General features: G+C 44.0%; 9 protein-coding genes. 8 read left to right on the forward strand and 1 reads right to left on the reverse strand.

What is annotated here, in order from left to right:
- The first annotated feature begins 30 nt into the window (after positions 1 to 30).
- The 7 genes from ACN6KS_RS07820 (at position 31) to ACN6KS_RS07850 (ending at position 10,124) form a co-directional block, all read left to right on the forward strand.
- Complete coding sequence (locus ACN6KS_RS07820; protein WP_440961739.1) at positions 31 to 1,401, forward strand: ABC transporter substrate-binding protein; 1,371 nt, start codon at positions 31 to 33, stop codon at positions 1,399 to 1,401.
- 128 nt (positions 1,402 to 1,529) lie between these two features.
- A complete protein-coding gene (locus tag ACN6KS_RS07825) occupies positions 1,530 to 2,411 on the forward strand; it encodes a carbohydrate ABC transporter permease (RefSeq protein WP_440961740.1) in 882 nt (293 codons plus the stop codon).
- 3 nt (positions 2,412 to 2,414) lie between these two features.
- Positions 2,415 to 3,248, forward strand: coding sequence for a carbohydrate ABC transporter permease (locus ACN6KS_RS07830; protein WP_440961741.1), 834 nt, complete (start codon positions 2,415 to 2,417; stop codon positions 3,246 to 3,248).
- A gap of 76 nt (positions 3,249 to 3,324) precedes the next feature.
- Positions 3,325 to 4,356 (forward strand): glycoside hydrolase family 130 protein, encoded by a 1,032-nt coding sequence (locus tag ACN6KS_RS07835; RefSeq protein ID WP_094870579.1) that lies wholly within the window; start codon positions 3,325 to 3,327, stop codon positions 4,354 to 4,356.
- A gap of 702 nt (positions 4,357 to 5,058) precedes the next feature.
- Positions 5,059 to 6,021 carry an acetylxylan esterase gene (locus ACN6KS_RS07840; protein WP_440961742.1) on the forward strand — a complete coding sequence of 321 codons (963 nt, stop codon included), beginning with the start codon at positions 5,059 to 5,061 and terminating at the stop codon, positions 6,019 to 6,021.
- A gap of 48 nt (positions 6,022 to 6,069) precedes the next feature.
- Positions 6,070 to 8,142, forward strand: coding sequence for a methyl-accepting chemotaxis protein (locus ACN6KS_RS07845; protein ID WP_094870581.1), 2,073 nt, complete (start codon positions 6,070 to 6,072; stop codon positions 8,140 to 8,142).
- Between the two features lie 182 nt (positions 8,143 to 8,324).
- Positions 8,325 to 10,124, forward strand: a complete 1,800-nt coding sequence (locus ACN6KS_RS07850) for a peptidoglycan D,D-transpeptidase FtsI family protein (protein ID WP_440961743.1) — start codon at positions 8,325 to 8,327, stop codon at positions 10,122 to 10,124.
- On the opposite strand, the gene ACN6KS_RS07855 is transcribed toward ACN6KS_RS07850, so the two are convergent.
- Positions 10,085 to 11,275 carry an AI-2E family transporter gene (locus ACN6KS_RS07855; protein WP_094870583.1) on the reverse strand — a complete coding sequence of 397 codons (1,191 nt, stop codon included), beginning with the start codon at positions 11,273 to 11,275 and terminating at the stop codon, positions 10,085 to 10,087. The two genes, ACN6KS_RS07850 and ACN6KS_RS07855, sit on opposite strands and share 40 nt — an antisense overlap.
- 209 nt (positions 11,276 to 11,484) lie before the next feature.
- On the opposite strand from ACN6KS_RS07855, the gene ACN6KS_RS07860 reads away from it, so the two are divergent.
- Entirely contained in the window at positions 11,485 to 12,885 is a 1,401-nt protein-coding gene (locus ACN6KS_RS07860) for a polysaccharide deacetylase family protein (protein WP_440961744.1), read from the forward strand.
- The last annotated feature ends 7 nt before the right edge of the window (positions 12,886 to 12,892 follow it).

The following is a 12,892-nucleotide window of genomic DNA, read 5'->3' on the forward strand; positions in this document are numbered from 1 at the left end:
AGTTGAATGGAAGAGAGGGGTCGTAAAAGCATGAAAAAAGGAAAAACAATGATGGGCTTGATGGCACTGACACTTATGGCAGGATTGTTTAGCGGTTGTTCCTCAAACAACAACACCAACAATGAAGGCACTAAAAACACAGGAAGCAATGGATCCTCAACAGAGGCGACGGCAGCTCCGGCTGATGATGCAGCAGCCAAGGATATTAAAGGGGATATCACGGTTATTACGCAAAGAACGGATATTGTTGATACCGTATTCAAAGAGTATGCGGCTAAGTTCAATGAGAAATATCCTGATGTAAAGGTGAATTTTGAAGCGCTTGCTACTTATGAAGATCAAATTAAAATTCGCATGAGCACTAGTGACTATGGCGACGTTCTTTTGTTACCTACAAGCATAGCTATTAAAGATATTCCCGATTTCTTCGAACCACTGGGTACACTCGAAGATATGCAAAAGCAATATACAGGGGTAGAAGAACGAGCAGTAGACGGAGTGGCTTACGGAATTCCAATGACCATCAACTTTAACGGTATTATTTACAACAAACAAGTCTTCAAAGATGCAGGGATTACAGAGGTTCCAAGAACGCCTGAACAATTCTTAACTGCTCTGCAATCTGTTAAAGACAAAACGAAAGCTGTGCCTCTGTATACAAACTACGCAGCTGGCTGGACATTGACCCAATGGGAAGCGGATCTGGCTACAGTAGCTGGTAACCGTGATTATGTGAACATTGGTCAAGTGGCTAGCGACGACAACTATGTTCCAGGTCAACCTCACTATGAGCTGTACAAAATCCTGTACGATGCAGCACAAAAAGGTTTGATTGAAGAAGATCCAACGACTACAGATTGGGAATCTTCTAAAGCGGATCTGGCTAACGGAAAAATCGGCACGATGGTTCTTGGATCTTGGGCAATCGGTCAAATCAAAGGTTTAGCAACGAATCCAGATGATGTTGGCTTCATGCCATTCCCTACGAATGCAGAAAAAATCCTTGTACCGCTTGCTGGTGACTACAATCTGGGTGTCAGCGTTCATAGTAAAAACAAAGAAGCTGCTAGAGCTTGGGTGAATTGGTTCATTAACGAATCTGGCTACCCAACGACAGAAGGTGGCGGTATGAGCCCGGCTATCGGTGCTGAGCTTCCAGAAATTCTGAAACAATATGAAGGCACTGAAGTAACCTTTGATACACTTGCAGCTGCTAAAGCCGGTGAAGAAGGCTGGTCTGATGAAATCGACAAACAAGCCGAAATCGGTGCTTGGCAACCAGACTTCAAGAAACGTATTATTGAAGCCGCAATTGGCAACAGAAAAGAATCCTATGATGACATCATGAAGGACCTCAACGACAAGTGGAAAGCCGCTCGCACGAAAGTCACAGCACAGTAACAACTATAAGCTTTCTTAAATGCTTTAGGCGGTAGTGGAAGTGGAAGGGGATATGCGATCGGGCATTTCCCCCTTCACATTTAAACGAGTCATAAATAAATGAGGATGCTTTTCTGGAGGTGTATCGGGTGTTCAAGTTTTCGAATTTGAGTTACAAAAATCAACGTATTGGCATCATATGCTTGTTCTCATTAGTACCGATCGTATTGCTACTCACGTTTGCTTATTATCCAGTCATCAGTATGTTTCGGTACAGCTTCACCAGCTGGAATGGCCTAAGTAAAAATATGGAGTACGTTGGGTTAGAGAACTACAAAACCATTTTTACGAAACCGGAGTATTTTTCCGTATTTAAGGTCAGCTTGTATTATTTCTTTACCACCTTTATTCAGATGGCGCTTGCTTTGTATTTTGCAACCATTCTGAGCTTTAGTGTTCGCATGAAAAATTTATTCAAAGGGATCTTGTTCTTCCCAACCTTGCTAAACGGTGTAGCGATCGGCTTTATCTTTTTGTTCTTTTTCAAACCAGATGGAACGCTAGATACGATTCTTAACCTGCTCGGACTCAGCGGTTTACAGCAGAAGTGGCTGCTCAATCCGAATTTGATTAACTTCTCACTTGCAGGTGCGTCACTGTGGAGATACATGGGGATGAATTTCCTGATCTTCCTTGGGGCTATTTCCTCGATCGGTTCGGACATTTATGAAGCTGCTGAGATTGATGGTGCAAACCGATGGCATCAGTTTATGCATATTATTTTGCCAAGTATTAAGCGAATTCTGCAGTTGAACTTGATCTTAGCGGTTAGTGGCGCCATTGGAGTATTTGAAATTCCATACGTCATGACAGGCGGATCTAACGGAAGTAGTACATTTGTTATTCAGACGGTCGATGTAGCTTTCAAATATAGCAAAGTTGGATTAGCGTCAGCGATGGCCGTAGTTTTGCTGGGTATCGTTATAGTAGTTACTATTTTGCAGCGCGTTCTGATCAAGGAGGAGAAATAAACTATGCATTCTGTAAAATATTCCACTGCTAGTATATTCAAATATCTCACCTTGATTTTGGGAGCACTTGCAGCGTTGGTACCTATAGTAGTTGTATTTTTTGCTTCATTAAAAACAGGGCCAGAATACGCTTCAACCGGACCGTTAACGCTGCCAGAGAATTGGCTGAATTTCTCCAACTACACTAAGGCTTTTGTTGATGGGAAAATGCTTCTGGGATTTAAAAACACGGTCATTATCGTTGTGATCTCTATCCTGGGTGCAACGCTGACGGGTTCAATGATGGCTTATATTTTATCCCGCTTCAAATTTAAAGGCAGTAAAGTTCTCATCAGTATGTTTCTGATTGCTACTCTGATTCCGGGTGTTACTACGCAAGTAGCAACTTTCCAAATCATCAATCACTTGGGCTTGTTTAATACCAGATGGGCACCCATCGTGATGTACCTCGGTACGGATATTATCGCTGTATATATTTTCATGCAGTTCTTGGATTCGATTTCCGAGTCACTGGATGAATCCGCGATGCTGGACGGGGCTTCGTATTGGACGATTTATTGGAGAATTATTTTGCCGCTGCTGAAACCGGCGATTGTAACAGTAATTATTGTGAAGGGCGTAAATATTTATAACGATTTTTACACTCCTTTCCTTTATATGCCGAAAACAGATCTCCAAACGATCTCCACAGCGCTCTTTAAGTTTAAAGGTCCGTACGGATCACAGTGGGAAGTTATATGTGCGGCGATTATGATCGCAATTATCCCGACCTTGGTTGTGTTTACCGCGTTGCAAAAGTATATCTACAATGGATTTTCGCAAGGTTCCGTGAAGTAAGCTTAGTAGTAGATTTCATAACAGTACTAGATAAAATAGCAATCTAAAAAGTTGCATACATTTGGAGGGAATACTAATGAGTGAAGTGAAATTGGTAGGAGCAAGTGCAGTGAACATCCCGAACATGCCTTGGCAGGATAAGCCTGCTGGCTACGAGAACCCGATTTGGAGACATAATGATAACCCGGTTATCAAAAGAAATCCCGCAAAAGGTGTAGCCCGTATTTTTAATAGTGCGGTTGCTGCGTATGAAGGGAGTTTTATTGGAGTATTTCGTGTAGAAGATAACACGACTCGTCCGCATTTGCGTATGGGACATAGTGTTGATGGTCTAGATTGGAAAATCGATGATGAGCCGATCCGATTTATAGATGAAGAAGGTAACCCTTATCAGCCGCGGTATGCTTACGATCCACGTCTGGTTAAGGTCGAAGATACATTTTATATTATCTGGTGTACAGATTTTTACGGCGCAGCCATTGGTGTTGCCAAAACACAAGATTTCAAAACATTTATCAGCTTGGAAAATCCATTCCTGCCCTTCAACCGGAACGGCGTATTGTTCCCTAGAAAAATCAACAATAACTTCGTGATGTTGTCCCGTCCAAGTGACAGCGGACATACACCATTCGGCGATGTATTCCTTAGCGAAAGCCCTGACTTTGTATATTGGGGTAAACACCGTCACGTGATGAGCAAAGGGGGGCAGGGCTGGTGGCAAAGTGTGAAGATTGGCGGCGGACCTGCACCGATTGAAACCTCTGAAGGCTGGTTGATGTTCTACCATGGCGTTACTGGAACTTGTAACGGACTTGTATATAGTATGGGTGCAGTTATTTTGGATATTAACGAGCCCTCGAAAGTAAAATATCGCTCGAAAAATTTTGTGCTAACTCCTGAAGAATGGTACGAGGAAAGAGGTTTTGTAAATAACGTTCTTTTCCCATGTGCTACTTTGCATGATGCAGAAACTGGACGTATCGCCATCTATTATGGCGCTGCTGATACTTATGTAGGCGTTGCATATACAACCGTTGATGAAATCGTCAACTATGTCATCGATACCCATGAAGAGGTTGGCGATGATGCGGGTTTAGGCAAAATTTAATAGGGTGAACAAGCTTTGGGGAACAACCTTAGATAGAGTGAAGTGGAGTAGATGCTTGGTGGTCGTGTAGCGTTCGAAAGAACTTTACAGCGTGCAGTGTAATGTGTTTTGTGTGCTGGGTTCTGCACGTTGCGCGCTTTGTGTTATGTGTTATGTAGCTTCGGCTTTTCATTGCATTCTCTGCAATAGAAACTCTCGATTTCGTCTGAAAAAAAGAATCTATTGCACTCTCTGCAATGGATTTCCGCAAAAATCAATTTTATGCTCATTTTCGTTCGAACTGATTGCGCAAAGTGCAATAGAACAAAGACGGACACTCATATGGAGAGATTCTATTGCACAAAGTGCAGCGCAAGAGCCACGAGTGAGTACTATGAGCTCATTCATGAGACGCCAGTATGTCTAGGCTAAAGCCGCAGTTGCACAAAGTGCACTTAAACTAACCTGTTTGGTGGTGTTTAGTGTAAATAGTTGCACATTGTACACTTATTTCAGGCGATTTTGCCCCGGAAACCCCGCTGTGAGCAATTTTAGTTGTATAGAGTGCAATTAAATGAACAACACAACTTACTTAGCTGTAATAGTTGCACAAAGTGCAGCTAGCGAGCTCTTGTTATTAGTAGAAGCTAACGGAAAATCCACATATGCGGGTTTTCCGTTTCCATTGTTTTTAAGTGAAAAAACCTTAAGGAGGACCTTAATATGGGAAACGACATGACATTGTCACAATTAAAAGAATATAACGGAAGCAGCCCAAAGCCGATAGACTTTGACGCGTTTTGGGAGCGGGCTTTGCGTGATCTGGACGCCCAGTCACTAGATTATGAACTAGAGCCTGCGGAGTTCGTCAGTGAGCTGGCGGAATGTTTTCATCTTTATTTTACCGGCGTTGGCGGAGCAAGAATTCATTGTAAATATGTAAGACCGAAGAAAAGGAGTTCAGAAAAAAGTTCTGGTGTCGTGATGTTTCATGGATATTCCTGTGACAGCGGGGATTGGATGGAGAAGGTGACTTATGCGGCCCATGGGATTAGTGTCCTTGCGATGGATTGCCGGGGACAAGGCGGACTTTCCGAGGATAATCTTACAGTAAAAGGCACAACCATTCGTGGACATATTATTCGCGGCATTGACGATCCTAATCCGCACAACCTTTACTATCGTAATGTGTTTCTGGATACAGCACAGACTGCTCGAATATTGATGTCTATGGAGGAAGTTGATCCTGCACGAGTAGGTGCTTTTGGTTTATCTCAAGGCGGAGCGCTTACTGTAGCTTGTGCAGCATTAGAGCCGCGTGTGAGCATGGCCGTTCCTGTGTATCCGTTTCTTTCAGATTATAGACGGGCTTGGGAGCTTGATATCACTACGTCAGCTTATGAGGAAATCAACTATTATTTCCGCTTTTTTGATCCCCATCATTTACGTGAGGACGAGATTTTTAATAGACTGGGTTACATCGATATTCAGAATCTCGCGGAGCGAATTCAAGCTAAAATGTTGTGGGTTACAGGGTTATCCGATGTGATTTGTCCACCTTCAACGCAGTTTGCCGCATACAACAAAGTACTAGCGCCCAAAGAGCTTATGGTTTATTATGAGTACGGTCATGAGTATTTGCCATATCTTTCCGATCGGGTGTTACAAATGTTCATGACCTTGTAAACGATAAGCCAGTAGGCATAACAGACGACAACGGTGGTGAATGATTAGATGAAAGTACAAGTGAAAAAAGAAAAAAGACGATTCCAGCTGCATCCATCCAAATCCATTGGGGTGCGGCTTTTTCTCATCTTCTTTGTTTCGACGATGGTGCTCGTGCTCTCTCTCGGCTACACTTCCTATTCCGTAGCTGAGCATACGATCGAGACGAATGCGCTGTCAGCCAATCAACAGACAGTCGTTCAAACCGCTGAGAAGTTTGATGTGGAATTGTTACGTTATGAGGATGGTCTAGGAAGAATCTTGTATGACAATGAAATTCAAAATGCACTCAATCAAGGGAATAATCCCACTACAAGTAATGAGGAACGTAAGGTACTATCTAACCAGATTAGTGCGCAGCTAAATGATTGGCTCACGGCATCAAACGGTGTGGAGGCCGTATACCTTATTCCGATGAATGAAGGTTTTCCAATTTCTTCGGCAGGGACAAAAGATAGCGCTTTTATTGAGAGTTTCAGAGAATCCTCATGGTTTAAGCAGCTACAGGAGAAGCCACAGAGTGTATGGATTCCACGTGAATTACAGGGCCAGGAGGGAAATACGTCAGGTGTTTTCCATTTGGCCAAATCGATTGCCGGTGATTCTAAAAGCAAGGGATACATAGTTATTAACGATATTAGAATTAGCGAATTAGAAAATCAGCTTCGTAAAGTGGATCTTGGAACAAGCTCCTACATGCAATTGCTGACGAATAAGGATGAATTGATTGCCTCCTCCCAGCAAGTGGGGACAGATACATATCTGAATTTGGGAGGGACGCTTCTGGGTGGTCTGCAGAATACAGCAGGCTCATTGCCAACAAAGGATGAAAAGGGAAAATCTATATTAGCTGTATACGGAACACTAGAAACCTCGGGATGGAGATTACTTGGTGTTGTACCGGCTGAGAACTTGACGAAAGACGCGCTGCGTATTCTCAAGACTACTTATATTATTGTTGCTGTAGCTGCTGTTATCGCCATTCTGATTGGATATTGGATGTTCAGAATGGTATCTCGGCCCCTGACCAGACTTAAGAATTTGATGTCAGAGGGAGCCGAAGGGAATCTAGGGGTGCGTACGAATATCACCTCACGTGATGAGATCGGTCAGTTATCCAGCTCTTTTAACATGATGATGGAACGGATAACAGAGCTGGTTATTCATACGAATGAAACCGCCCGGAAGGTACTGGAAACCGCCGATGAGCTTAGCGGTGTTTCGCGTAAGACTGCTGATGCAGCTATGGATATTGCTGCGGCCACGGAAGAAATTGCGGGTGGTGCAGGTAGTCTGGCCTTGGAAGCTGATCGTGGCAATGAGTTGACAGGACAAATTTCGGTACAGATGGATTTAGTTAATTCAGCTACTCACGAGATGGATCACACCGCACACAGCATCGGCGAACTCAGTGAGGAAGGCTTCAATAGATTAAAAGAACTGCTTAATGAGACAAATAGGACGGGCCTGAAGACGAATCAGCTTGTGATGAAGGTTAACGAGCTGACAGAAACGGCATCTTCTGTTATGAAGGTTCTCAATGTGATGCAAAATATTACTCAGCAGACGAATATCCTGTCACTGAATGCCACCATTGAAGCAGCAAGAGCAGGCGAGGCTGGACGCGGATTCATGGTGGTAGCCGATGAAATACGCCAGCTTGCAGATCAATCGAAAGAGTCTATTGCTGTTGTGGCTGAAATAACAGATACCGTTATGAGAGATATGAACGAGACGGTTGTGGTCCTTTCAGAAGTTGCACCGCTCTTTAATCAGCAAATGACTTCCGTGCAGAGCACTAGCGATATTTTCGTATCTGTGCAGGATCAAATGCAGCATTTTATCGCTCGTCTGAATGCTGTAACAGTGTCGATGGACAGCCTGAGTCAATCGCAAAAGGTTCTATCCGATTCGATGAGTAACGTAAGCTCTATAGCTGAGGAATCATCAGCTGCCTCTCAAGAAGTTGCCTCGCTTAGTGGAGAGCAACAAAGTGTAAGTGATCATTTGGTAGAGCTTTCTTTGAAGCTGGAGGATGCATCTTTACAGTTAAAGGAGAAGTTATCGAAATTCAGCGTGTAGGATAGCCGTAACAGAATACTAAATTAAAGAACCGCTTATTCCTTTAGGAGAAGCGGTTCTTTGATTTTTACTTTTAATTTAAATATTTTTTTGATTGTGATGTTGTAATGAACATTTTATGGCGATTCTAATGGATGTAGATAGGACATAATAGGTGTGGATTCTGCTCAGGAGGGAAGACATTGCGTAATAATAAACATCGGCGTGTATTCAGCGGTCTTCTTATTTTATCTGCGGCTGTAGCCGTGTTGATCCTTAGGCTGGCGTGGGTTCAACTAATTATGAAGGAACAGAAGGTTCCAGGAACAAAATATACCCTTGCGAAGATGGCGGAAATTCAAAGTGAACGGGAAACTGTACTGGACAGCGGTCGGGGACGTCTGTATGACCGCAAGAATGAGCCTCTTGCGGGGGAAACCATTTGGACGGCGGCTTTTTTTCCACAAGAGGAGAGGGCTAAGAAATCAGTGACGAAGGTTGTTTACGAAGAAGCTAAACCCATGCACCGACTGGCGGAGATTCTGGGTGTCAGCTATGAACAACTGTTGAATAAGCGGTCGTCACTTAAAGAACCTTTGCTATGGCCATCTTCAGTGGGAAAAGGGCCACTCGCGTTGTCTCAGGCACAGGCAGAAGAAGTGAGTGCACTGGGGATCGACGGAGTAGGCGTGCTCCCTTTCGCACGCAGATATGATGGAATTTCTTCAGGTCGGCAATGGCTAGGCTATTTATCGGAAGCCATCATGCATAAAGCTTCTCCTACGGGTCTTAGAGTTCCTATGACGGGAACGGACGGTTTAGAAAAGACATTAGAGCCTTTGCTTCAAGGGGTAGGTCACACGGAAGCATATGTTCAAGTGGATGCGCGTGGGAATCGCCTTCCAGGCAGTCCCATTCAAGTTAAAGCTCCGGGCAATCCATATTTCCCTCTTTCTTTATATACAACGGTTGATAAGAAGCTTCAGGAGGGAATTGAGGAGCTTGCGCTCAAATCCGGAATGAAGGAAGGAGCTATAGTGGTGTTAGATACCGGGACGGGCGATATTGAAGCCATGGTATCTTTACCCTTCTATAATCCAGAGAAGGTATCTCCGCAAGGAGGGGAGTGGAACAATCGGGCACTCCAGGCTGCCGTTCCTGGATCGATCTTCAAAATCATTACAGCCGCCGCGGCGTTAGAAGCGGGTATAACCTCCGCTGATGAGCTTTTTTATTGTTCAGGGCAATACGAGAAATATGGTTTGTCTTGTATGACAGGAAAAGGACACGGACCCCTTACGCTGGCGCAAGGATTCGCCGTGTCCTGTAATACTGTATTTGCTGCTCTGGCAGAGCGCTTAAGCGGTATCCAGCTTCAATCGACTGCACTGGCGCTAGGACTCGGTAGAGATATCAGCTGGCAAGCCGAGAAGACGCTTGGGTTTCCAATTCTAAAACCACTATCCGGAGAGCAAAAGGGAACCATCTTTACTACCTTACTGCCGGATGACAAGGGAGCCAGGGTGCAGACTGCAATTGGACAGCGAGATGTACAAGTAACCCCTCTACAAGCAGCTAATCTTATTGTAACGCTACTGCATGGAGGTGAAGTAAGGGCGCCAAGGATTCTGCAGCGAGTCACATTTGCCAACGGGCAGAAGCTGGAGGATCTGCCGGGACATCTGTCCCCTTCTTCTGCAGGGAGGATTTCTGAGTCTACAGCCCGCCAGTTACTGTCTATGATGCGCAAAGTTGTGACTGATGGAACGGGAGCCCGTCTACAAAGCACACACTGGCCTCTTGCAGGTAAATCAGGGACAGCACAGACGCTGGTTAAGGGCGTAGCACGCAATAATCAATGGTTTATCGGCTACGGTCCGGTGGATCACCCAAGATATGCTGTATCAGTTGCTGTAGAGAATGTCGCTCCCGATAGTCCGCATCTTGCCATTAAGCTGTTCGGTCAGATATTTGATTTATTATCATCTTCTACAGAAGCTTGAGGCTCCGGAGGAGTAGCAGTGGCCTTGCCCTTAGATGAAGGGCCATTTGCAGCAAAGGGCGAAACGATAAACTCCTCTTGAGGCAAATAGATCCAGCTCTGAAGATATCCTTGTTGAATTAGTTCTTTGATCAGAATAAGCAGAATCGGCGACAGGATCAGACCGGCCATACCGAAAGCGGATGTGGACAGAATGACAAAGGACAGCATCAGAAAAGCAGATGATACGCCGATCGAATTCCCGGTAATCTTCGGTTCAAGCAGTTGTCTTACAATCAATACAATCGCCAGGAGTACGATTAAACCGATGGCTAAAGAGGTATTACCAACAATAAACAGGTAGATGATCCAAGGGACTAAAATCGTCGTTACACCAAGGAGCGGTAAGACATCAAATACAGCACAGATAAGCGCCATAGTGATTTCGTTACCGGTCCTTAGTATGAATAAGCCAACCAGTACGATAACAAAGGTAATGCTAATCAGAATAAGCTGGGCTTTTAAATAAGAGCCGATGGCTTTGAAGACGTTGCCCTGCAAAAAGGCATAAGCGGTTTTAAATGTTTTTGGCATTTTGTCATGGGCAACCTTGCGCCAATCTTTAATCTCCATACTAAGGAAAAATGCTAAAATAATGGCGATCCCAAAATTAGCCATGAAGGAGGAGAAGGATCCGAGCACACCGACCATATACTTTAGAAAAGTAACAAGCCAATGTGTAAGGACATTCGTGGCATCTTTAAAGTATCCATTTACTTTGTCGGTAATATCCGGCGGCAAATTATTGATTTTTTGCTGAAGATAGGTTGTGGATTCTACGAAATGTTGTTGTACCACATATGTATATTTAGGAAGGTTTTCTTGAAAGTGAAGAGCTTGGATGGTGACCAATAGTCCAGCGCCAAATAACGTACCTAGAAGAATGATTAGGAATAGCAGCACTGAGATCGCCGAAGCGAAGGGTTTGGCAAGTCCGCGCCGGTTCAAGAAACGGGCAAGTGGTTCAATAAGCAAAAATACAAAAAAAGATAGGAATACAGGTGCAGCTAACTGATACAATTTACTGAAGGCGAACATAACCAGATAGACCGTGAGGACAATTAATCCAATGTCGAAGAACGTGCGCCAATATTTTTTGTACAACGGCAGCATAGATATAAACAACTCCCTTTTTAATTAAGTTGATAGGTCAGCTTGAATACATTGTACATGATTTTACGTAAAAACCGTCTATTTCTTTGATACATGTGTTAAAATAGGGGGTAACGTATTTTTTAACTAACTTCACTTGGCCGTATCACAGGTTCTGCTTGCAGACGTAAGGCGAGCCAAAGTCAACTCTGGAAAAGCGAGGAATTCATATGCAGACTTTGCTGCTCTGGTTATTTTATATCTCCACTTTTTATGCTTTTATCCCTGGTATGATTAGTCGCATTTTTGGTTTTCGTGTCTTTCGTAAAGGAACTGGGCAAAATGAGTTTGCGTTGACCTTTGATGATGGGCCTGACCCTCGGTTTACGCCGTTACTTCTGGATTTATTGAAGAAGTACGATGCAAAAGCTACCTTTTTTGTAGTAGGATCTAACGCTGAACGTTATCCGGATCTTATTAGGCGGATACATGGAGAGGGACATCTTATTGGAATTCATAATTATGTTCACAAGACGAACTGGCTCATGCGGCCCGCAACCGTTCGTCGGCAGATTCAGCGCACGAATGATATTATCTACAACATAATAGGCGAGCGTAGTACTTATTACCGTCCACCTTGGGGGATTGTTAATTTATTCGATATTTCCAAACGTCGCCAAGTTGAAATTGTTCTATGGTCGGTAATGTTTGGAGATTGGCGTGAGAAGCTTGGTTCGCAGCGTCTCACTGAGAAGATGCTGGCGCGATTGAACCCCGGTGAAGTGATGCTGCTGCATGATAGTGGCACAACATTAGGTGCCGATCCGGGCGCACCCGAGAATATGCTTATAGCCCTTGAACTGACGCTGCAGGAGGCCCAAAAAAGAGGATTGCGCAGTATTCGAGTGGACGACATGATCAAAATGGCGGAGAAATCACCGATTCGGCGGTTATCCTTTAGTAAACGAGTACTGGTCGGACTCTGGTTGGCTTGGGAGCAGGTATTTCAAGTATTGTTCCAGCTCAAGACGATTAACCCAGCCGATCCGTTCATGCATTATCGAATGCGTAAATATCAGGGAGAGCCTGTTGAACTTGGTGATGGAACCTTGCTGAGTAAAGGTGATAAAGTCATTGAGCTGCATATTGATAACAGGCAATTATTCGAGTTAGGTATTCATTCTCGTTCTTCTGCTCAACTTGCGATTCGAATGATCCGCAGAATGGAGAAAGGGTTGCCAATGCTAGCAGAAGTTATTGCCGATGATGTAAACCTCGCGCAAGCCAAAGCACTTTATGGGGTTAGTATGATTAACCGTGGGCCAGAGAAATTCGGTTTTAGTGTACATGATTTGCCCGATGGCATATTCGCACGCTCCACCAAGTTTTACTTAAAGATCCTGTTAAGTGTAATTCATCCAGATGGTGGTGCTAGGCTCAAGGAGCGTAGTGAGGTACTTGTACCGAAGCTAATCCTGATGCCTGTCTCAGAATTATTCAAGAAGATGAATAAGCAACTGCCTTATGATGATAGTTCGGTAAGGAAACGTAAACCACAGCAAGAGGAAGCATTGTCGCTTAACGATTCACTCACAGAAGTGGAATTGCCAGGAGCAACAGTAACGAATTGATTCATGA

It is taken from the genome of Paenibacillus nitricinens (assembly GCF_052056485.1).
Classification (GTDB): domain Bacteria; phylum Bacillota; class Bacilli; order Paenibacillales; family Paenibacillaceae; genus Paenibacillus_AQ; species Paenibacillus_AQ nitricinens.